At 71.9% G+C, this 19,862-nt stretch carries 20 protein-coding genes; 7 read left to right on the top strand and 13 right to left on the bottom strand.

Features of this window, described 5'->3' with window-relative positions; translation table 11 throughout:
* Positions 1-5: 5 nt before the first annotated feature.
* The 7 genes from ACEY2A_RS11610 to ACEY2A_RS11580 all read right to left on the bottom strand — a co-directional run bounded on the left by ACEY2A_RS11610 (position 6) and on the right by ACEY2A_RS11580 (position 6,890).
* Positions 6-485 carry a heat shock protein transcriptional repressor HspR gene (locus ACEY2A_RS11610; RefSeq protein WP_374928740.1) on the bottom strand — a complete coding sequence of 160 codons (480 nt, stop codon included), beginning with the start codon at positions 483-485 and terminating at the stop codon, positions 6-8.
* A complete protein-coding gene (locus tag ACEY2A_RS11605) occupies positions 482-1,567 on the bottom strand; it encodes a DnaJ C-terminal domain-containing protein (RefSeq protein ID WP_374928739.1) in 1,086 nt (361 codons plus the stop codon). Before ACEY2A_RS11605 ends, ACEY2A_RS11610 begins: the two co-directional genes overlap by 4 nt.
* A gap of 76 nt (positions 1,568-1,643) precedes the next feature.
* The gene (locus ACEY2A_RS11600; protein ID WP_374928738.1) at positions 1,644-2,288 is read right to left on the bottom strand and encodes a nucleotide exchange factor GrpE; all 645 of its coding nucleotides are present in this window, start codon (positions 2,286-2,288) and stop codon (positions 1,644-1,646) included.
* Between the two features lie 108 nt (positions 2,289-2,396).
* Positions 2,397-4,292, bottom strand: a complete 1,896-nt coding sequence (gene dnaK, locus ACEY2A_RS11595) for a molecular chaperone DnaK (protein ID WP_374928737.1) — start codon at positions 4,290-4,292, stop codon at positions 2,397-2,399.
* 174 nt (positions 4,293-4,466) lie between these two features.
* Complete coding sequence (locus tag ACEY2A_RS11590) at positions 4,467-5,474, bottom strand: FUSC family protein (protein ID WP_374928736.1); 1,008 nt, start codon at positions 5,472-5,474, stop codon at positions 4,467-4,469.
* 132 nt (positions 5,475-5,606) lie between these two features.
* Positions 5,607-6,251 (bottom strand): SGNH/GDSL hydrolase family protein, encoded by a 645-nt coding sequence (locus tag ACEY2A_RS11585; protein WP_374928735.1) that lies wholly within the window; start codon positions 6,249-6,251, stop codon positions 5,607-5,609.
* A 24-nt stretch (positions 6,252-6,275) separates the two neighbouring features.
* Positions 6,276-6,890 (bottom strand): LysE family translocator, encoded by a 615-nt coding sequence (locus ACEY2A_RS11580; RefSeq protein ID WP_374928734.1) that lies wholly within the window; start codon positions 6,888-6,890, stop codon positions 6,276-6,278.
* A gap of 105 nt (positions 6,891-6,995) precedes the next feature.
* Between ACEY2A_RS11580 and ACEY2A_RS11575 the strand changes: the two genes are divergently transcribed.
* From ACEY2A_RS11575 to ACEY2A_RS11560, 4 genes are all read left to right on the top strand, one after another.
* Complete coding sequence (locus ACEY2A_RS11575; RefSeq protein WP_374928733.1) at positions 6,996-7,913, top strand: LysR family transcriptional regulator; 918 nt, start codon at positions 6,996-6,998, stop codon at positions 7,911-7,913.
* A gap of 90 nt (positions 7,914-8,003) precedes the next feature.
* Entirely contained in the window at positions 8,004-8,327 is a 324-nt protein-coding gene (locus tag ACEY2A_RS11570) for a hypothetical protein (protein ID WP_374928732.1), read from the top strand.
* A gap of 67 nt (positions 8,328-8,394) precedes the next feature.
* Positions 8,395-9,213, top strand: a complete 819-nt coding sequence (locus ACEY2A_RS11565) for an SDR family NAD(P)-dependent oxidoreductase (protein ID WP_374928731.1) — start codon at positions 8,395-8,397, stop codon at positions 9,211-9,213.
* 73 nt (positions 9,214-9,286) lie between these two features.
* Positions 9,287-9,982, top strand: a complete 696-nt coding sequence (locus ACEY2A_RS11560; RefSeq protein ID WP_374928730.1) for a maleylpyruvate isomerase family mycothiol-dependent enzyme — start codon at positions 9,287-9,289, stop codon at positions 9,980-9,982.
* Here the strand turns inward: ACEY2A_RS11560 and mnhG are convergent.
* Genes mnhG through ACEY2A_RS11530 form a run of 6 tightly spaced genes read right to left on the bottom strand, consistent with a single transcriptional unit; the run spans position 9,944 to position 16,400 of the window.
* Positions 9,944-10,483, bottom strand: a complete 540-nt coding sequence (gene mnhG / locus ACEY2A_RS11555; protein ID WP_374928729.1) for a monovalent cation/H(+) antiporter subunit G — start codon at positions 10,481-10,483, stop codon at positions 9,944-9,946. The genes ACEY2A_RS11560 and mnhG overlap by 39 nt on opposite strands.
* Entirely contained in the window at positions 10,480-10,770 is a 291-nt protein-coding gene (locus tag ACEY2A_RS11550) for a monovalent cation/H+ antiporter complex subunit F (protein ID WP_374928728.1), read from the bottom strand. The genes mnhG and ACEY2A_RS11550 overlap by 4 nt, the downstream gene beginning before the upstream one ends.
* Positions 10,770-11,390, bottom strand: a complete 621-nt coding sequence (locus ACEY2A_RS11545; RefSeq protein ID WP_374928727.1) for a Na+/H+ antiporter subunit E — start codon at positions 11,388-11,390, stop codon at positions 10,770-10,772. The genes ACEY2A_RS11550 and ACEY2A_RS11545 overlap by 1 nt, the downstream gene beginning before the upstream one ends.
* Positions 11,387-12,958 (bottom strand): Na+/H+ antiporter subunit D, encoded by a 1,572-nt coding sequence (locus ACEY2A_RS11540; protein ID WP_374928726.1) that lies wholly within the window; start codon positions 12,956-12,958, stop codon positions 11,387-11,389. The genes ACEY2A_RS11545 and ACEY2A_RS11540 overlap by 4 nt, the downstream gene beginning before the upstream one ends.
* Positions 12,955-13,467 carry a Na(+)/H(+) antiporter subunit C gene (locus tag ACEY2A_RS11535; protein ID WP_374928725.1) on the bottom strand — a complete coding sequence of 171 codons (513 nt, stop codon included), beginning with the start codon at positions 13,465-13,467 and terminating at the stop codon, positions 12,955-12,957. The genes ACEY2A_RS11540 and ACEY2A_RS11535 overlap by 4 nt, the downstream gene beginning before the upstream one ends.
* The gene (locus tag ACEY2A_RS11530) at positions 13,464-16,400 is read right to left on the bottom strand and encodes a Na+/H+ antiporter subunit A (protein WP_374928724.1); all 2,937 of its coding nucleotides are present in this window, start codon (positions 16,398-16,400) and stop codon (positions 13,464-13,466) included. The genes ACEY2A_RS11535 and ACEY2A_RS11530 overlap by 4 nt, the downstream gene beginning before the upstream one ends.
* Before the next feature lie 238 nt (positions 16,401-16,638).
* Here ACEY2A_RS11530 and ACEY2A_RS11525 point away from each other — a divergent pair, with 238 nt between their 5' ends.
* Genes ACEY2A_RS11525 through ACEY2A_RS11515 form a run of 3 tightly spaced genes read left to right on the top strand, consistent with a single transcriptional unit; the run spans position 16,639 to position 19,651 of the window.
* Entirely contained in the window at positions 16,639-17,433 is a 795-nt protein-coding gene (locus tag ACEY2A_RS11525; RefSeq protein ID WP_374928723.1) for an N-formylglutamate amidohydrolase, read from the top strand.
* Positions 17,430-18,611: a flavohemoglobin expression-modulating QEGLA motif protein gene (locus ACEY2A_RS11520; protein ID WP_374928722.1), complete on the top strand. Its 1,182-nt coding sequence runs from the start codon at positions 17,430-17,432 to the stop codon at positions 18,609-18,611. The genes ACEY2A_RS11525 and ACEY2A_RS11520 overlap by 4 nt, the downstream gene beginning before the upstream one ends.
* Entirely contained in the window at positions 18,608-19,651 is a 1,044-nt protein-coding gene (locus ACEY2A_RS11515) for a glutathione synthase (protein WP_374928721.1), read from the top strand. Before ACEY2A_RS11520 ends, ACEY2A_RS11515 begins: the two co-directional genes overlap by 4 nt.
* Positions 19,652-19,862: the final 211 nt, after the last annotated feature.

Here is a 19,862-nt window from a genome sequence, read left to right as displayed (position 1 = left end):
GACGCTCACCGGTTGCGGGGTGGGCGCCAGAGCACCAGCTCGCCCGCCGATGCGGGGCGCGTGGGGCGCCGTCCCTGACGCACCGCCTCCGCACCGCCGCGGCGACCGGCGGCGAAGACGCGCTGCCCGGCCTCGAGGACGGCGCGCAGGCGCTGCACCTCCGCATCGAGCTCGGCCATGCGCGCCTCCATCTCCTCGTTGGCGCGGGTGAGCTCCAGGATGCGGCGGATGCCCTCCAGCGAGACCCCTTCGGCGCTGGAGAGGCGCTGCACCTCGCGGAGGCGGGCCACGTCGGCCTCGGAGTAGCGCCGGCCCCCGCCGCGCGCACGCGAGGGCGAGACGAGCCCCATCCGGTCGTACTGCCGCAGGGTCTGGGCGTGCATGCCCGTCAGCTCGGCCGCCACCGAGATGACGTAGACCGGGCGGGTGTCGGGGCCGCGGTCACCCTCCCGCGCCCCGTGAGTCCCGCCGGCCCGCGACGTCATGATGCGGCGCGGGTGGCGAGGTCTTCCCGCGGGTCGTGGGTGGTGGCCTCGCGCAGCGCCTCGACGGCCTCGCGCTCGGCATCGGACAGCTCGGCGGGCACCGCCACCTGCACCTCGGCGATGAGGTCACCGTGGCCGTTCTTGGTGGGCACGCCGCGGCCGCGGAGGCGGAGGCGTCGCCCGGCCGGGGTGCCGGGGGCGACCTTCACCTTCACGCTCTGGCCGTCCAGGGTCGGCACCGCCACCGTGGCGCCCAGGGCGGCCTCGGCGAAGGTGACCGGCAGGTCCAGCACCAGGTTGTCGCCCTCGCGGCGGAACACCGGGTGGGGGCGGACGTGCACGGTGATCATCAGGTCACCGGCCGGGCCACCGGTCCGGCTGGGGTGCCCCTTGCCCTTGAGGCGGATCTTCTGCCCGTCCTTCACGCCGGCGGGTATGCGGATGGTGGTGCTGCTGCCGTCGGCCTGGCGCACGGTGGCCTTGTCGCCGGCCATCGCCTGGCGCAGGTCGACCGTCACCTGGCTGGCCACGTCCTCACCCTTGGTGGGGGCGCTGCGGGGACCGGCACCGGGGCCACCCGGGCCGCCGGGGCCGAAGCCCGCGCCGCCCATGCCGGGCCCGCCGAAGCCGGCTCCGGCACCGCCCCCGCCGAACATGCGCAGGATGTCCTCGAGGTCCTCGGGGTCGACCCCCTGGCCGCCTGCGCCGCCCATGCCGGGGCCGCCGGTGCTGAAGCGCACCCGCTGGCCGCCGCCACCGCCGCCGAACATCGACGAGAACACGTCCTCGAAGCCGTCTGCCCCACCGCCGCCTGGGCCGCCGCCGGCGCTGAAGCGCGCCCCGCCGGCGGCCATCTGGCGAATGGCGTCGTACTGCTCGCGGTCCTCCGCATCGGAGAGCACCTGGTAGGCCTCGCCGATCTCCTTGAAGCGCTGCTCGGCGGCCTCATCACCGGGGTGCTGGTCGGGGTGGTTCTTCCGTGCCAGCTTGCGGTAGGCCTTCTTGATCTCGGCGTCGTCAGCATCGGGCGAGACGCCCAGGGTCTTGTAGAAATCCTTCTCGAACCAGTCCTGGCTCGCCATCACGCCTCCTCGCGAGATCGATGAAGTGGGTGCCTGACCCGCCGCCCGGTCCCCATCACGGGGTGGGCGGCCGGGCTCAGGCCGGGTCGGCCACGGCCACGCGGGCGGCGCGGACCACGCGGTCGCCCACCACGAAACCGGGCTGGAGCACCTGGACGATCGTGGTCTCGGTGGTGCCCTCGGGCAGCTCGGCCTGGGTGTGCATCAGGGCCTCGTGAAGGGTCGGGTCGAAGACCTCGCCCACCGCGCCGACCCGGCGCACTCCGAAGCGCTCCAGAGTGGTCTCGAGCTTGGTGGCGATGGCGGCAAACGGGCCGTCGGTCAGCTCACCGTGCTCGCGGGCCATGTGCACGTCGTCCAGCACCGGGAGGAGCGCCTCCACGACGGTGCCGATGGTGGCGTCCTTGTCCTTGGCGCGCTCCCGCTCCATGCGGTTGCGGTAGTTCACGTGGTCGGCCTGCGCGCGGCGCAGGTCCTCCAGGCGCTCGGCGGCCAGCAGCGTGTCCGGGTGGGTTTCGCTGGCGACGTCGCCCTCATCGGTCTGCGATGCGGAGTCACCGGCGGCCTCGCCCTCCTCGGCGAAGGCGGGAACGCCCTCGGCGGTCATGTCGGGCATCGCGGCCTGCTCGTCCTGCTGGTTGCGGGACTGCTCCACCAGGCGCTGGGCCTCGGCGTCGAGATCGTCCTGCGGCTCGTCGTGAGGGTGGTTCTGCTCGGTCATGGGGCACCTCCGGGTCTGGGCGTCGGGGGCGGGGCGGTCGGCCCCGCCCCCGATCCTGCATCAACGTCCACCGCGCCGGGCGCAGCGCTCAGCTGCGCCCGGACGGCATCACTTGGACTGGTCGGTCGTGCCCTGGTCGTCGTCCTCGACGACCTCGGCGTCCACCACATCCTCGTCGGCGGCCTGCTCGTCGCCAGTACCCTCGGCGCCGGGGGCGCCCTGGGCGCCCGCGTCACCGGCCTCGGACTCGGCCGCGTACATCGCGGCACCCATCTTCTGGCTGGCCTCGGAGACCGCGGTGGTCTTGGCCTTGAGGTCCGCCGGGTCGGCGTCCTCCTGGGCCACGACCGACTTCAGGTCGGCCAGGGCGGCGTCGACCTCGGCCTTCTCGGCCTCGGGCAGCTTGTCGCCGTTGTCGGCGATGAACTTCTCCGTCGAGTACACGACCTGCTCGGCCTGGTTGCGGGCCTCGGCGGCCTCACGGCGCTTGGCGTCCTCGGCCGCGTGCGTCTCGGCGTCCTTCACCATGCGGTCGATCTCGTCCTTGTCCAGGGCCGATCCGCCGGAGATCGTCATCGACTGCTCCTGGCCGGTGCCGCGGTCCTTGGCGGACACGTGCACGATGCCGTTGGCGTCGATGTCGAAGGTGACCTCGATCTGCGGCACGCCCCGGGGGGCGGGGGCGATACCGGTGAGCTCGAAGTTGCCCAGCGGCTTGTTGTCCCGGGCCAGCTCGCGCTCGCCCTGGAACACCTGGATGCCCACGGCCGGCTGGTTGTCGTCCGCGGTGGTGAACACCTCGGAGCGCTTGGTCGGGATGGCCGTGTTGCGCTCGATGAGCTTCGTCATCAGGCCGCCCTTGGTCTCGATGCCGAGGGACAGCGGGGTGACGTCGATCAGCAGGACGTCCTTGCGGTCGCCCTTCAGCACACCGGCCTGGATGGCGGCACCTGCGGCCACGACCTCATCGGGGTTGACGCTCTTGTTGGGCTCCTTGCCGGTGAGCTTCTTGACCAGCTCGGTCACGGCCGGCATGCGGGTGGAACCACCCACGAGCACCACGTGCGCGATCTCGTCGATCGTCACGCCGGCGTCCTTCATGACGGCCTCGAAGGGGGCCTTGGTGCGCTCGAGCAGGGAGTCGGTCATCTGCTCGAACTGCGTGCGGGACAGCGACTCGTCCAGGTGGATCGGGCCGTTCTCCCCCATCGACAGGTACTGCAGGTTGATCGACGTGGAGGTGGAGCTGGAGAGCTCCTTCTTGGCCTGCTCGGCGGCGTCGCGCAGACGCTGCATCGCGATCTTGTCGTTCGACAGGTCCACGCCGGTGTTGTTCTTGACGCTGGTGAGCAGGTGCTGCACCACGGCGTCGTCCCAGTCGTCGCCACCCAGCTTGTTGTCACCGGAGGTGGCGCGCACCTGGATGGTGGAGAAGCCGTCCTCGGGGTCCTTGCCCACCTCGAGCAGGGACACGTCGAAGGTGCCGCCACCCAGGTCGAAGACGAGGATGAGCTCGTCCTCCTTGCCCTTGTCCAGGCCGTAGGCCAGCGCGGCGGCGGTGGGCTCGTTGATGATGCGGAGCACGTTGAGGCCCGCGATCTCACCGGCCTCCTTGGTGGCCTGGCGCTCGGCGTCGTCGAAGTAGGCCGGCACGGTGATGACCGCGTCGGTGACGTCCTCACCCAGGTAGGCCTCGGCATCGCGCTTCAGCTTCTGCAGGGTGCGCGCGGAGATCTCCTGCGCGGTGTACTTCTTGTCGTCGATCTCGGTGTTCCAGTCCGTGCCCATGTGGCGCTTCACGGAGCGGATGGTGCGGTCGACGTTGGTGACGGCCTGGCGCTTGGCCACCTCACCGACGAGGACCTCCCCGTTCTTGGAGAACGACACGACGGACGGCGTGGTGCGGCCGCCCTCGGCGTTGGCGATGATCTCCGGCTCCCCACCATCGAGGATGGCCATCGCGGAGTTGGTGGTACCCAGGTCGATACCGATTGCGCGTCCCATGCGGAACCTCCTGCGAGTAGTCGCGGTTGAGTTGATGCGGAGCAACTCTGGAACTCGTAGGACCGGGTGGTCAAAACGGGACTCACCAAAGTTGCGTCTGCCAGACTCAACTCACGACGCGGCCTGATCATTCCCCGCAGCCGGATGTGTCCTGCATCACCAAACGGGCGCGGGTCAACCAGGGGCAGGCCGCACCGCCGTGGGCCGCAGCGCCGACCCGATCCACACCACCGCCAGTGCCACGCCGGCACCGACCACGGTCTCCAACGCCCGGTCGGCCAGCAGCGGGGTCAGCGGCGCCGGGGAGATGAGCTGCCCCATCGCGAGGGCCATGGGGGTGATGGCCAGCAGGGCCAGCGAGTAGTTGCGGCCCACCAGCAGCTCGGCCCCCACCTGGAGGGCGGCGATGACCAGCACCAGCACCATCCCCTGCGGGTGACCGGCCAGCACCACCCCGGCCACGAGCACCCCCGCCAGCGTGCCGATGATCCGGTGCAGCGCGCGCACCACCCGCCCCCTCCGGCTCGCGGCGACCAACCCGGCCGATGCGGCCACCATCGCCCAGTAGGCGTGGTCACCGGCGACCAGCATGCCCAACCCGCCGGCCACCCAGGTGGCCAGCAGGAAGGTCGCGACATCCACGCGCACGTCGGCGCGCCCCAGCACCTGCCGCAGCCGGGGCAGCGGCAGGTCCGGCACCCGCCACGTGGCCGGCTCCCGCAACCAGCCCACGTGCCCGATGACCAGCGCCACCAGGGCCGCACCCACACTCACGGCCGCCGCGACGGGCAGGTCCTGCGGCCCGGGTGCCGCGAGCGCACACACCGAGAACCCGAAGACCAGGAACAGCGGCCCCGGCGGGTGCCACCCGAACGCCGTGGAGACGACCGTGCCGCCGGCGGCCACCAGCCCTCCCCCGAGCACCACCCACCACGGCGTGAGCTCCTGACCGCTCACCAACACGCCCAAGCACACCGCAGTGCACAGCGCGAGCGCCGCAGAGGCCTGCAGGCCGGCCCGCTGCGCCCAGTGGTGGTGCCGCCCGTACAGGGAGGTCATCACCCCGAAGGCCGCGTACGCCGCCCACTCGGTGTGGCCCGTCAGCACCACGGCACCGAGCGCGATGAGGACGCTCAGCCCCGCCCGGATGGCCACCAGGTGGTCGTACCGGTGGGGGTTCACCCGTGCCAGGTCGCGCCCGATCGCCCGGGCCCCCGCCACGCGTGAGCGGGGCGTTGGGCGGCGTTCGGGCACGGTGGACCTCCGGGGAAGAGCAGGGGTGAGGGACGGCCCACCAGCGTAGTGACGCGCCTGTCAGGAGCCGGGCACCGGGGCGCGCTCCCCCATCGACCCCATGCCCAGCGCACTCAGGGTGGTCTGCGCCATCTGCAGGTGCCCCTCCGCGTTGGGGTGGGTGTGGTCGTCCATCCACGGCGTGGCGGCCTCACCGCCGAAGTGCGCGCGCCACACCTGCTCGTGGTCCACCAGGAGCGCCCCGCTCGCAGTGGCGATGCGGCGGACCTCCTCGCCGTAGGTGGGCAGCCAGTCGTGCCGCGCCGCGGGCGCGTCGGGCAGCACCAGCACGGGGGTGTGCAGCACCGTGGTGGCCCCCAGCCCCTGGGCGCGCTGCACCAGCCCGGCGAGGCGGCCGGTGAAGCCGGTCAGGCCCTGCTCCCCCGCCAGGGCGTCGTTCGTCCCCAGCGAGATGCTGACCACCGCCGGGGAGAACCGGCCGATGAGGTGGTCGAAGGCGGGCAGGACGTCGCCGGTGGTCCAGCCCGACACCCCGGAGTTGACCACGATGTCCTCCAGGCGGCCCAGCTCGCACCGAATGCGCTCGTGCAGGTGCTCCACCCAGGACCTGGCGCCGTGGGTGTGGTGGACACCGTGGGTGATGCTGTCGCCGGTGAACACCCACGTGGTGCGCGGGGGCAGGGTGCTGACGTCGAAGGTGGTCATGCCCCCATCATGGCGGCCCGTGGCTCAGTGGGCGCCGGCATCGAGGAGGACGACCACCCCCATCGTGGCCATCACCAGGCCGGCCCCCACCTCGAAGGCGGGCCCCGTCATCACCCGCTGGGCCCTGGCGCCCACGACGTGCACGCCCCATCCCAGCGCGGCCAGCCACCCGCCCACGATGGCGGCGACCAGCGCCGGCACCAGCACCAGCACGGCCGGGCCGGGCGCATCCGGCAGGGCCTGCGGGAACACGGCCAGGAAGATCACCCCGGTCTTGGGGTTGGTGAGGCTGCTGACCAGGCCGGTGAGCCCGGGGCGCCGCGGGATCTCCACCGGCACCGCATCACGGTGGGCCGCCCGCCCGCTGCGCACGAGGCGGTACCCCATCCACAGCAGGAACATCCCGCCAGCGATCCCCACGACCCGCAGGACCTCCGGCGCGCTCTGCACGACGGCCTGCAGCACCACCAGCGAGGCGAGCGCCCACACCACGATGCCGCCCGCCGCACCCGCGGCGTAGCGCAGGCCCTGCCTCAGGCCGTGGGCGCTGGTGCGCAGGGTCAGCAGGGTGTCCGGCCCCGGCGCCGCGGCCAGCACCAGGGAGGCAGCGAGGAGAGGTGCGAGTTCGATGCCGTGCATGGGTGCCTCCTGGGGTGGTCGTGAGCTCCCAGACTGCGGGCAGCAACCGTCCAGCACAAGCGTTGATTCATGCAGGACCGTGCACTTCTGCCGTACAGTCGTCTCATGCTCGACGCCCACCGCCTGCGCATCTGGCGCGCCGTCGTGGCCAGCGGCTCCCTCCATGCCGCCGCCCGCCACCTGGGCTATTCGCCCTCCGCCGTGAGCCAGCACGTCCGGCTGCTCCAGCGGGAGACCCAGCTCGTCCTGACCGAGAAGGTGGGGCGCGGCATTCGCCCGACCGCCGCCGGCATCGCGCTGGCCGAAGAGGGTGAGGCCGTCCTGCTGGCCCTGCAGCACCTGGAGGCGAAGGTGGCCGACCTGCGGGAGGGCCGCACCCACGAGCTGGCGATCAGCTGCTTCGCCTCGGTGGCCCAGGAGTGGATCCCGCCGCTGGGCCGCCGGTTGCAGGAGGAGCTGCCGGGCGTGGTGCTCGAGGTCAGCATCAACGAACCCCACGAGGGACCGGGACGACGGTCACCGGACCTGGTCGTCCGCAGCCAGTCGCAGACCGCCACCGACAACCCGCCCGCGGGACACACGGCCCACGACCTGGGCGGTGAGGACTTCGTGGTGGTGCTCCCGGCGTCCTCGCCCCTGGCGGCGCAGCCCGAGGTGCGCCTTGGCCAGCTGTCCGATGCGGCGTGGATCGACAACGTCGTCTACCCCGCCAGTCCCACCCTGGGGATCCTCCTGGACGCGTGCCGCGCGGCCGGATTCACCCCCGCCTGGGCTGCCCGCTGCGACGACCACGTGGCAGCCACCCGGTTGGTCGCCGCCGGCATGGGAGTCACCGCCTTCCCCGCCCTGGCGGCCCGCAGCCTGCCCGAGGGGGTGGTGGCGCGACGGCTCGTGGACCCCACCCCGCATCGGCGCGTGGTGGTCTGGCAGCGGGACTCCAGCGCGCACACCCGGGCCGCCCAGGTGGCCCTCGCGGCCCTGGAGGAGTCGGCGGCCGAGCACCTGGCCGGAGCGGACGGCTGAGCACGCGCCGGCTCGGGGCCGCCTGCACAGTTTCCGCACAGAAGGCACCTGGCCATTGCACCGAGGACCCTCCACGCCGACAGTGGACCCATGAGACGCATGGCGGGACTCCTGGTGATCGCGGCGGCCGGCCTGGCGGGGTGTCAGTCGCTTGCCTCCCCCTCGGAGCACGAGTACACGCTGACCACCCACTGCGGCATCCACGAGCTGGAGCACGACGGCAGCTGGTACGTCCGTGACGGCGGGGCGCTGGACGACGGTCAGGGCAACCCTCCCGAGGGGTGGGACAACCCTTCCCAGCAGGGTGAGCTGCACATCGAGGGCGACACGGCGACGTTCACCGACGACGCGGGCCATCGGGAGACCTTCACCCTGCGCGAGGGGGCCAGCGGGCCGTTGCAGGCGTGCGACTGACCACCGCAACCCGGCGTGTCGCCGGCCCGTGCACGCGCGGAGACGCGCCTCCCCCGAGGATGAGGGGATGAGCGCCCCCTCCTCCCCCATACCCTCCCGCGGCGTCCTGGTCACCGGCTCCTCCCGCGGTGTCGGGGCCGCCACTGCCCGCGCCTTCGCCGAGCGCGGCGACCGCGTGGTCGTCCACTGCCACCGCAACGAGACCGCCGCCCGCGCCGTGTGCGAGGCCCTGCCCGGTGAGGGCCACACCGTGCTGGCCACAGACCTCGCCGACCCCGATGCGGTGGCGCGCCTCGCCGCCGACGCCATCGCCCACCTCGGCCGCGTCGACGTGTTGGTCAACAACGCCGCCCTGGCCACCCCACCCGACGAGGGCCGCGGCCGCCGCGGCGACCACCCCCTGGAGGACACCGACTACACCGACTGGGTGGCCATCTGGCAGCAGACGCTGGCCACCAACCTCATCGGCCCCGCCGCCCTCACCCACCAGGTCGCCCGCCACATGATCGACACCCCACCGGCCGATGGGGTGCCGGTCGGCCGCATCGTCAACATCGGCAGCCGCGGCGCCGTCCGCGGCGAGCCGGACATTCCCGCCTACGGCGCCAGCAAGGCCGGGCTCCACGCCTTCGGCCAGTCGATGGCGGTGCGGCTCGGCCGCCACGGCATCGCCGTCACCACGCTGGCCCCGGGCTTCATCGAGACCGACATGACCGCCGACCTGCTCGCCTCCGAGGCCGGCGAGGGCCTACGCGCCCAGAGCCCCTTCGGCCGGGTGGCACGGCCCGAGGAGGTCGCCGCCGCCGTGGTGGCCCTCGCCGACCCGGGCGCCGAATGGGCCTCCGGCGCAGTGGTCGACTTCAACGGAGCCAGCCACCTGCGCTGAGGGACCGCGCACGTCGCCTGGGACCGGCCCTGGCCCCGGCGTGGTTGTCGGCCCCCTGCGCGACACTGGCCCCATGCAGCTGCCCCGTCTCCGCCGCCGCCCCTCCCCGCCGATGAGGGGTGGCGCGCCCACCCGCCCGGCCGACCACGGCGTGTGGCGCCTGGTGCACGCCGAGCGGCGCGCCCTCATCGACGACCTCGCCACCCTCACCCCCGAGCAGTGGGCCACGCCCTCGCTGGCACCCGGGTGGACGGTGCACGACGTGGCCTCCCACCTCATCGACAACGCCCGCACCACGCCCTGGCGCATCACGGTGGGCATGGTCCGCGCCCGCGGCGACCTCGACCGGCAGAACCAGGCCGGCGTCGAGGCCGAGCGACGCCCCACCCCGGCCGCCACACTCGACGCCCTGCGCTCGTGGGCCGGGCGCACCTCCGGCCCGCCCACGTGGATGGCGCCCGTGGCCAGCCGACTGGTGGAGGAGATCGCCCACGGGGAGGACATCCGCCGCCCGCTGGGCATCCGCCACTTCTACCCGATCCCGGCCGTCCAGCAGGCGCTCGCGTACCAGCTGGCCACCCCGGTCGCGATGGGGGGAGCCCCCGCCGCGCTGCGTCAGGTGCGGCTGGTGGCCACGGACGCGGCAGTGACCATCGGCGAGGGCCCCGAGGTGCAGGGTCGGCTCCTCGAGCTGCTCATGGCCGCCACCGGGCGTCCGTGGCGCGAGGGCTCACTCACCGGTGACGGGGTGGCGCTGCTCGCCGCGTGACCCCTCGGCTCCCTGGTCGTCGGTGGACCGAGGCTCCTCGTCGTCGTCCCACTCGTCGTCCTGGTCGTCCCGCTCGGGCTCACGCCAGGCGTGCCAGGGGTCCTGCTCGGCGTCCTCGTCCTGGAGCCGGTCCTCCTGCTCCTCAAGGGACTCGAGCATGGCCATGCGCTCCTCCCAGGCCAGCACCACCGGCCCCTCCGAGTCGGCCTGGCCGATGCGGAGCGCCGCCCGCCCGGTCATCTGCGCCGCCACGGGCACCGTGATCAGGTGGCAGGCCGCCAGCACCAGCAGCATTCCCACGTCCCCCGCATCGCGCGTGCGCAGCCCGATGCCGAGGGCCACCAGCAGCACCCCCAGGACCTGCGGCTTGCTGCCGGCGTGCATCCGGCTGAACAGGTCGTTGAAGCGCCACAGCCCCAGGGCCGCCGAGAGGCACAGCACCGCACCACCCAGCAGGCACAGCAGACCCACCACGTCCAGAACGTCCAGCAAGGTGTTCACCGGTCCACCTCCTGCGTGGCGGGGGCGTCCTGCTTGCGCACGAAGCGCGCCACGCTCACCGACCCCAGGAAGCCGATGAGCGACAGGGAGATGAGCACGGGCAGGGTGGTGGTGTGCCGGTGGACGGCGGCCTCCACGCCCAACGAGCAGATGAGCACGCCCATGAGCACCTCCAGGGCCACCACGCGGTCGAGCATGGTGGGGCCGGTGACCACGCGGGCCACCGTGAGCACACCGGAGACCGCCAGCACGATGCCCACGACCCAGATCATCACCGTCTCGACCATCACTCCTCCCCCTCCTCGGACGCGCCCTTGCGAATCCGCCCGGTGAGCGCCGACTGCCCCTCGATGGGCTCACCCGGCGCGCAGGACAGCACCTGCTCGGCGTGGGGGTCCAGGGCCTTCAGCAGCAGCTCCTCCTGGCGCCACACGCGGTGACGGAAGGCCTCCTGCTCCTCGGGGGTGTAGACGGCAAACCCGTGCACCAGGAGGGTCCCCACGCTCCGGTCGATGTCCAGCACCACACTGCCCGGGACCAGGGTGGTCATGCCCGCCGTGGTGGCCACGAACAGCTCGTCGGTGGACCGCAGGGGCACCTCGAACATGGTGCCGCTGGGGGGCCGACGGGCCGTGAACACCGTCCACGCCACCGAGGCACTGGCCACCGACAGGTCCCAGAGGAAATGGGCGCCCAGACGCAGAAGGGCCACGGGGCGCACCGCCATGGGCACCTCCAGGCGCGGCAGCGGGAAGAACAGGCACACGAGCACCGCCACGATCACCCCGCCGATGACGTCGAGCCAGCCGAGGGAGCCCCACAGCATCACCCACACCAGCGTCAGGAGCACGATGGCGCGCAGGTCGACCCGGTCCCGCATGGTGCGGCTCAGGCTCGCGGACTTCACTCGGGCACCCCCTCGGGGAAGATCGCCTGCGTGTAGACCACGGTCTCCAACAGGTCGAAGGCCGCCCGGTCGGTGAAGGCGAACAGCGGACCGGCCGCGACCGAGAGCCCCAGCCCCACACCGATCAGCAGGATCGTCGGGGTCACCACACCCGGCACCAGGGCCTGCGAGACGTCGCGCTCCGGGTCCGGGAGGTCGCGCAGCGGGCGCCCGTCCTCACTGAACGGCGGACGCCAGAAGGCACGGGCCCAGGTCCGCGAGAGCGCGTAGAGGGTCAGCAGCGAGGTGACCACCGAGGCGGCCACCAGCGTGTAGGCGAGCCACCCCCCATCGGCCACACCGGCCTCGATGAGGCCCACCTTGGCGACGAAGCCGGAGAACGGCGGGATGCCACCCAGGTTCATGGCCGGCACGAAGAACAGGATGGCCACCAGGGGGGAGGTGGTCGCCAGCCGGTCGAGCCGCATCGTGGAGGTGGTCCCCCCACGGCGCTCGATGAGGCCCGCCACCAGGAACAGCGACGACTGGATGAGGATGTGGTGGACCACGTAGAAGATGGCCGCCGAGAGACCCAGCTCCCCGCCCAGCGCGATGCCGAAGATCATGAACCCGATGTGGCTCACCAGCGTGAAGCTGAGCATTCGTTTGATGTCGTCCTGCACCACCGCACCCAGGATGCCCACCACCATCGTCAGGGCGGCGGCGATCAGCAGCATGGGGCTCACCCGGTCGTCCGGGAAGAGCAGCACCTCGGTGCGGATGATGGCGTACACACCCACCTTGGTGAGCAGGCCGGCGAACACGGCCGTGACCGATGCGGGGGCCGTCGGGTAGGAGTCCGGGAGCCAACCCGACATCGGGAAGACGGCGGCCTTGATGCCGAAGCCGAGCAGCAGCATCAGCTCCAGCGCCAGCTTGGTGTCCTCGTCCACCGACGACAGGCGGTAGGCCAGGTGCGCCAGGTTCACGGTGCCTGCCGCGGCGTAGACCAGCGCGATGGCCGAGAGGAAGACCAGCGAGGAGACCAGGCTGACCGCCACGTAGTTCACCCCGGCACGCACCCGCTCCCGCGTGCCACCCAGGGTGAGCAGCACGAAGCTGGCCGCCAGCAGCATCTCGAAGCCCACGTACATGTGGAACAGGTCGCCGGAGAGGAAGGTCGTGGACACTCCCGCCGAGAGCACCAGCAGGGTGGGGTGGAAGATCGCCAACGGGGCCTGGCCGTCGCTCTCCTCGTCGAAGGACGACCGTCCCTCACCGATGGAGAACAGCACCACCGCCAGGGTGACCACCACACTGACCAGAAGCATCAGCGAGGCCAGCCGGTCAGCGATGAGGACGATGCCCTCCGTGGGCGACCAGCCACCGACGTTCACGACCTGCGGGCCGCGTGTGTCGCTGAGATAGACCAGCGCGGCGCTCACCGCCACCGTGAGCGTCAGGGCGCTGACGGTGATGAGGCGCTGCGTGCGGGTGCGCCGCGTGGCCACCAGGGTCATGCCGGCGGCGATGAGGGGCACCACCACCGGCAGCGGCACCAGCATGTCGGGGGTCAGTCCCAGGGTCATGCCGTGCCCTCCTCACCGCGCGCGGCCCGCTGGGCCTCGGCCTCGCGCCGGGCACGGGTCTCCTGCGGGCGCGTCTCGTCCTCTGCGTCCTCGTCGTCGCCCTCGCCGTCCGTGGAGGCCTCGCTGAACACCTCGTCGGTGTAGGTGTTGGCCTCCGCACGCCGCGAGATGCGGGCACTCTCGGTGTCGGCCTGGACGAGGTCGGTGTGGCTCAGCTGCCACGACCGGTGGGCCAGTGCCATCACGAAGGCGGACATGGCCAGGCTGATGACGATGGCGGTGAGCACCATCGCCTGCGGCAGCGGGTCGCTCATCTCGGTCGCGGAGTAGAGCCGGGTGATGGGGGCACGCCCCGGCTCGCCACTGGCCACCATGAACAACAGGTTGATGGCGTTGCCCATGAGCAGCATGCCGAACAGGATCCGCACCAGGCTGCGTGAGAGGAACAGGTACACGCCGCAGGCCGACAGCACGCCCACGAGCAGGCAGAGGGTGAGGCTGGGGATCATCGGGAGGCCTCCTCGTGGTCCGCGTACTCGGCGTCCAGCAGACGGGCGGAGCGGTCGGCGGGCTGGTCGTCGTGGTGGATGTCGCGGTCCAGGGCAGAACCCAGCGAGCTGAAGATGTCCAGCAGCAGACCCACGACCACCAGGTAGACACCCACGTCGAAGGCCGTGGAGGTGACCACGTGGAGGTCACCGACGGGGCCCAGGTGCAGGTCGAAGATCCAGGTCTGCAGGACGTGGCCACCCACCAGCATCGAGAGCAGCCCGGTGCCGGCAGAGAGGAACAGACCCGTTCCGAGCAGCCAGCCCGGGACGACCGGCAGCGCGGCACCCAGCTCGGCCCGTCCGCCGGCCAGGTAGCGCAGCAGCAGCGCCAGCCCCGCCACGAGTCCGGCCGCGAATCCGCCACCGGGGTGGTTGTGCCCCGCGAGCAGCAGGTAGAGCGACCAGACGATGATGACGTGGAAGATCAGGCGGGTGGCGACCTCCAGCATCAACGAGCGCCCACCCCAGGGCAGCGACCCCGCATCGGGGATCCAGCGGCGGCCGTCCGGGGAGGCCGTGGCGTGGCTGCGGCGGCGACCGCGGGCACTGCGGATGCGCTCCCAGCTGGTGCTGGCGCGCTCGGAACGCAGGAAGACCAGGCTGGCCACACCGGTGGCGGCCACGAGCACCACGGAGAGCTCCCCCATCGTGTCCCAGGCGCGGATGTCCACCAGGATCACGTTGACGATGTTCTCGCCGCCGCCGTACGTCTTGGCCCGCTCGGCCAGCACGAGCGAGGCCGGAGGGGCCTCCCGGACGGCGGCAGCCGTCATGGCCAGCAGGCACATGACCGACCCCACGGCGATGCCCAGGGCCCACCGCAGGCGGCGGTCCAGACGGGTGGAGAAGTCGCGGAACTTCACCGGCAGACGGCGCAGCACCAGCACGAAGACGGCGATGGACACCGTCTCCACGAGCACCTGTGTGAGGGCCAGGTCCGGCGCCCCGTGCAGCAGGAAGAGCATGGCCACGCCGTACCCGGTGACACCCACCAGGAACACTCCGCGCAGGCGCCGGCGGGAGCGGGCCGCGGCGATGGCCGCACCACCCACGATGAGGGCGACCGCCAGCTGGGCGGCGCTGTCGAAGAGGCGGACGTCACCCGGCCAGGTGACCCCCGTGACCAGCGCCGCGCCGGGCAGGAGCACCACCATGCTGAAGATCAGCGCCAGGTTCAGCTCCAGCGAGCCCCGCTGGATGAAACCGGTGGTCTCGTTGGCGCCGCGCTCCAGCATCCGCATGGCCCAGCGATAGCCCCGCTCGGAGGAGACCATCTGCGGCAGCGAACGGTGCACGGCGGAGACCGAGCCGCGGGCCACCACCAGCAGGACGCCCAGGACGATGACCACGGCGGTGAGCAGCAGCGGGATCCCCACGGACGGGATGAACAGCAGGTGGGCAGGCTCCGGCGTCTTCGGCCACGGGCCGGCAGCCGCGGCGAGCCAGGGCTCCAGCCTCGCCGCGAACGGGGCGATCACCAGGCCGGCCACCGCCAGCACCACGGGCACGGCCACGGCCCACACCGGCTGGCGGGTCACCGGGGTGGGGACGGTGGGGGCCTGCTTGTCCGGGATGCCCGGTGCGTGGTCCCCGAGCCCCACCAGCAGGAAGCGGGCGCTGTAGGCGAAGGTCAGCGCCGAGCCGATCACGACCACCACCAGGGCGGCGGTGGACAGCGCACCGCCCGGAACGGGTCCGCCGTGCTGCAGGGCGCCGATCGCGGCCTCCTTGGCCACGAAGCCGTAGAGCGGGGGCAGCCCGGCCATGGAGGCCAGTGCCAGCACGCACGACCAGTAGGTCCACGGCATCGAGCGGCGGAGCCCCGACAGCAGGCGCACGTCCCGGGTGCCCGTCGCGTGGTCGATGACGCCGACGGACAGGAACAGGGAGGACTTGAACAGGGCGTGGGCCAGCAGCAGCGCCACACCCGCCAGGGCGGCGTCCCCGTTGCCGATGCCCAGCAGCAGGGCCAGGAAGCCGAGCTGGCTGACGGTGCCGTGGGCCAGCAGCAGCTTGAGGTCCGTCTGGCGCAGGGCACGCCAGGCCCCCAGCAGCATCGTGAGCCCACCACCGACGACCAGCATCCACTGCCAGACGGGCAGATCGGCGAAGCCCGGCGCCATGCGCGCCATGAGGTAGATACCGGCCTTGACCATGGCCGCCGCGTGGAGGAAGGCGCTCACGGGAGTGGGCGCGGCCATGGCACCGGGAAGCCAGAACTGGAAGGGCACCAGGGCCGACTTGCTCATGGCACCCACCAGCACCAGACCCACCGCCACCGCGACCGTGGTGGTGGCGGCCGGCGGCTCGGCCACGATCACCGAGAGGCGGTAGCTGCCGACGTGCTCGGCCAGCATCACCAGGCCCACCAGCATGGCCAACCCGCCGAAGGTGGTGACGACCAGCGCCTGGCTGGCGGCCACGCGGCTGGCCTTGAGGCGCGAGGTGTGCCCGATCAGCAGGTACGACAGGACGGTGGTGATCTCCCAGAAGATGTAGAGCAGCAGCACGTCGTCGGCGGTGACCAGACCCACCATGGCGCCGGCGAACGCGGTGAGGCAGGCGGCGAACCGGCCCAGCCCCTCGTCGTCGTCGGAGAAGTAGCCGGTGCAGTAGAGGAGCACCAGCGCCCCCACCACGCCGATCACGAGCGTCATCAACCACGCGAGGGGATCGAACCGGAAGGCCAGGGCGAGGTTGAGGCTGGGGACCCACTCGAGGCGTTCGGACGGCGGGGCGCCGCTGCGCGCTGCGGTCGACTGCGCCAAGGCCCACACGGCTGTCCCGGCCGGCACCACGGCGAGGAGGGGGAAGATCCACCGTCCGAGGCGCGGCGCCAGCAGCGGGGCAGCCAGCGCGGCAAGGAAGTGGAGGGCGACGGCGATCAGCATGTGCGCTCCTCCAGGACGTCGGGCGGCGGCCTCCCCCGCCATCGGTGCCACCACGGGAGCCACTGCAACACGGGAGGTTGTGTGCGCCACAGCAGGGGCGCTGAGCGAAGTATACGGGCCGGCCCTCCATCGAAGCCGCTCGGGTGACACGTCCCCCGCATCATCCGAACGTGATGCACCCCACGTCCGGTGGCACTCGGCTGGCCCGGGTGTGGGCCGCTCGGGTAGACACGAGGGCATGACACGACCGCTCACGCACGGGTTCTCGGGTGACTGGTCCGGCCAACTCGTCGCCACCTCCATCCATGGCGGCCACGGGCTGCGCGAGGACACCGCGGCCGCCATGCGCCTGGACGAGGACACGCGGCTCCGCGAGGAGGACCCCTTCACCGACCGCATCGGCTCCGGGGCGGCTGCACAGGTGGTGGTGCACCACTCGCGCTTCGAGGTGGACCTGAACCGCCTCCGCGAGGAGGCGGTCTACCGCCGCCCCGAGGACGCCTGGGGTCTGGACATCTGGACCGACGGCGAGCTCGACGCGACGGCCACGGAGAACAGCCTCGCGCAGTACGACCGCTTCTACGCCGAGCTCGGCGAGCGCCTGGACGAGCTCGCCGCGCGGGGTCCGTTCGTGGTCTACGACGTGCACTCCTACAACCACCGCCGCGACGGCGAGGACGACCCCGGCGCCGACGTGGCCGACAACCCGGAGGTGAACCTGGGCACCGGCACGGTGGACGAGCACTGGCGCCCCGTGGTCGAGGCGTTCACGCGTTCCCTGGAGGCCCAGGAGGTCGCCGGGCACCGGCTGGACGTCCGGGAGAACGTGAAGTTCGAGGGGCGGGCCCTGGCGTGGTTCGTGCACGAGCGCTACCCGGACACGGGACTCTGCCTCGCCCTGGAGTTCAAGAAGACCTTCATGGACGAGTGGACCGGCGTGCCCCAGGACGACCACGTGGCCCAGCTGCGTGACGCCCTGGCCGCCACGCACGAGCCGGTCCTGGACGCCCTGCGGAAGGTGGGGCCCCGGTGACGGACACCGCACCCACCCAGGAGGGGCTCACCCCATCGGACCTGGCAGTGGACCACACGCTGGCGATGCTGTCGGACTCCATGCGCTTCCTGCTCGACATCACGCCGGTGAACTCCGACGAGGAGAAGGAACGGTTCATCGAGGGCACCCACGAGGAGCCCACCTTCGTCTACCGCGACCTGGAGACCGACCCCGCCATCCAGGCCGCGCAGATCGCCCAGGTGCCCCTGGGGGAGGTCGAGGACTCCACCGTCGGCAAGCTCCTCCAGAGCAAGCGCCGGGAGCTCTCGCTGCAGATCGACATGCTGCGGGCCCGCGGCACCGAGGACTTCCGGCAGCTGTCCGCCGAGCTGTACGGCGCGGTGGGGCCCAGCCTGCGGGAGACCGCCGAGGACCTGGTGGACCGCCTGGAGGTGCCCTCCCGCGCCTCGGACATGGTGGACGCCGAGGGCTTCCTCACCGCCGCCCAGGAGGAGATCGACGCCTACCGCGAGCTCGACCCCGACGTGAGCATCCACGCCGAGGTCCGCTCCGACGTGGCCGGCGTGCTGGTGGAGGGTGACACCCTGCTCATCAGCAACAACGCCAACATCCCCGCACCGCGCGTGCAGGCCCTGCTCATGCACGAGGTCGGGACCCACCTCGTGACCCAGGTGAACGGCGTCGGACAGCCGATGAAGACCCTGGGCTCGGGCCTGGCCGGGTACGACGAGACCCAGGAGGGGCTCGCCGTGCTGGCCGAGATCGCCGTGGGCGGGCTGACCAGCTTCCGACTCCGTCAGCTGGCCCTGCGCGTGCTGACCGTGCACCGCATGCTGAACGGCGCCACCTTCCGGGAGGCCTACCAGGCGATGCTCGACGTGGGCGTCCCGCCCGGCTCGGCCTTCACCACCACGATGCGGGCCTACCGTTCCGGCGGACACACCAAGGACGCCATGTACCTGCGCGGCCTGGTGGACCTGTTGGAGCACCTGCGAGAGGGTGGGCGGCTGGACCTGCTCTTCCTGGGGAAGTTCGCCCTGCGCGACCTGCCCCTGGTGCAGGACCTCGACGACCGTGGCCACCTGCGCCCCAGCCGCATCACCTCGCGGTGGCTCCTCTCACCCGGTACCCGCGAACGCCTCGACGAGGCCGCCGCAGCAGAAGATCTGACCACTCTCACGAAGGACCCCGCATGAAGATCGCCTACGTCGTCAATGACGTGATGACCGAGCAGTCCGTCTACACGACCACCCGCCTGGCCATGACCTCCACCTCGATGGGGCACGACAGCTACGTGCTGGGCATGGGCGACTTCGGCTACGAGCCGGACGGCACGCTGGTGGCCCGCGCCCGCTGCGGCAAGGACAAGAACTACCGCTCCCTGGAGCGCTACCTCGCCGACGTGCAGAAGCCCACGGAGGAGGAGCAGATCGCCCTGTCCGAGTTCGACGTGGTGATGCTGCGCGCGGACCCCGCCGACGAGGGCGAGTCCGGCGCGTGGGCGAACAACGCCGGTGTCGCCTTCGGCGAGCTCATGGCCCAGAGCGGTGTGCTGGTGGTCAACGACCCCAGCAGCCTCAGCAAGGCGCTCTCGAAGGCCTACTTCCAGCACTTCCCCGAGGCGGTGCGGCCCCGCACGCTCATCTCCCGGGACGAGGACCGCATCGAGGAGTTCGTGAAGGAGCTGGGTGGCAAGGCGGTGCTCAAGCCGCTTCAGGGCTCCGGCGGGTCCGGGGTGTTCGTGGTGAACGACGACGAGTCGCCCAACCTGAACCAGATCATCGAGGCCATCGCGCGCGACGGCTACGTGGTGGTGCAGGAGTTCCTGGAGGAGGCCAAGAACGGCGACGTGCGCATGTTCCTCATGAACGGCCAGCCGCTGACGGTGAACGGCAACGTGGCGGCCTTCCGGCGCCGCAGCCAGAGCGACGACATCCGGTCCAACATGTCCGCCGGTGGCAAGGCCGAGAAGGTAGAGGTCACCGACGAGATGTACGCGCTGGCCGAGGCCGTGCGCCCGAAGCTCGTGGCCGACGGCATGTTCCTGGTGGGCCTGGACATCGTGGGCGACAAGCTCATGGAGGTGAACGTGTTCAGCCCCGGCGGACTCGGGTCCTGCCAGGCCCTGTACGAGACGGACTTCGCCCCGGCGATCATCGAGAACCTGGAGCACAAGGTGACGATGCGGGGCCACTACGGCCGCCAGCTGCGCAACGCGGCCCTGGCGACCCTGTGACCGCAGCGCTCCTGGCGCGCTGAGCGCTCCCCCCCACCCACCGGGTGGCTGCCCTCCCGGCGGTCACCCGGTGGTGTGTGTGTGTGGGGTGGCGTCACCCCATCCATTCGTCGCTTTGAGGGGCCACCCCATCCATTCGTCGCTATACGGGGAAAATCAGCCCCTACAGCCCGAACAGCGACGAACAGATCCCCGCGGACCCCAAGACCGA

Origin of the sequence: Kytococcus sedentarius (assembly GCF_041937525.1) — a bacterium.
Lineage (GTDB): Bacteria > Actinomycetota > Actinomycetes > Actinomycetales > Dermatophilaceae > Kytococcus > Kytococcus sedentarius_A.
Note: the sequence above shows the minus strand (reverse complement) of the source record. Positions and strands in the feature narration are given on the sequence as shown.

Excerpts from the sequence above, each read along its gene's own strand:
- ACEY2A_RS11585 (WP_374928735.1), bottom strand. The coding sequence starts at position 6,251 with ATGACCACCTTCGACGTCAGCACCCTGCCCCCGCGCACCACGTGGGTG.
- ACEY2A_RS11610 (WP_374928740.1), bottom strand. The coding sequence starts at position 485 with ATGACGTCGCGGGCCGGCGGGACTCACGGGGCGCGGGAGGGTGACCGC.
- ACEY2A_RS11530 (WP_374928724.1), bottom strand. The coding sequence starts at position 16,400 with ATGCTGATCGCCGTCGCCCTCCACTTCCTTGCCGCGCTGGCTGCCCCG.
- ACEY2A_RS11565 (WP_374928731.1), top strand. The coding sequence starts at position 8,395 with ATGAGCGCCCCCTCCTCCCCCATACCCTCCCGCGGCGTCCTGGTCACC.
- ACEY2A_RS11605 (WP_374928739.1), bottom strand. The coding sequence starts at position 1,567 with ATGGCGAGCCAGGACTGGTTCGAGAAGGATTTCTACAAGACCCTGGGC.
- ACEY2A_RS11540 (WP_374928726.1), bottom strand. The coding sequence starts at position 12,958 with ATGACCCTGGGACTGACCCCCGACATGCTGGTGCCGCTGCCGGTGGTG.
- ACEY2A_RS11560 (WP_374928730.1), top strand. The coding sequence starts at position 9,287 with ATGCAGCTGCCCCGTCTCCGCCGCCGCCCCTCCCCGCCGATGAGGGGT.
- ACEY2A_RS11535 (WP_374928725.1), bottom strand. The coding sequence starts at position 13,467 with ATGATCCCCAGCCTCACCCTCTGCCTGCTCGTGGGCGTGCTGTCGGCC.
- ACEY2A_RS11550 (WP_374928728.1), bottom strand. The coding sequence starts at position 10,770 with ATGGTCGAGACGGTGATGATCTGGGTCGTGGGCATCGTGCTGGCGGTC.
- dnaK (WP_374928737.1), bottom strand. The coding sequence starts at position 4,292 with ATGGGACGCGCAATCGGTATCGACCTGGGTACCACCAACTCCGCGATG.
- ACEY2A_RS11525 (WP_374928723.1), top strand. The coding sequence starts at position 16,639 with ATGACACGACCGCTCACGCACGGGTTCTCGGGTGACTGGTCCGGCCAA.
- ACEY2A_RS11580 (WP_374928734.1), bottom strand. The coding sequence starts at position 6,890 with ATGCACGGCATCGAACTCGCACCTCTCCTCGCTGCCTCCCTGGTGCTG.
- ACEY2A_RS11600 (WP_374928738.1), bottom strand. The coding sequence starts at position 2,288 with ATGACCGAGCAGAACCACCCTCACGACGAGCCGCAGGACGATCTCGAC.
- ACEY2A_RS11575 (WP_374928733.1), top strand. The coding sequence starts at position 6,996 with ATGCTCGACGCCCACCGCCTGCGCATCTGGCGCGCCGTCGTGGCCAGC.
- ACEY2A_RS11515 (WP_374928721.1), top strand. The coding sequence starts at position 18,608 with ATGAAGATCGCCTACGTCGTCAATGACGTGATGACCGAGCAGTCCGTC.
- ACEY2A_RS11570 (WP_374928732.1), top strand. The coding sequence starts at position 8,004 with ATGAGACGCATGGCGGGACTCCTGGTGATCGCGGCGGCCGGCCTGGCG.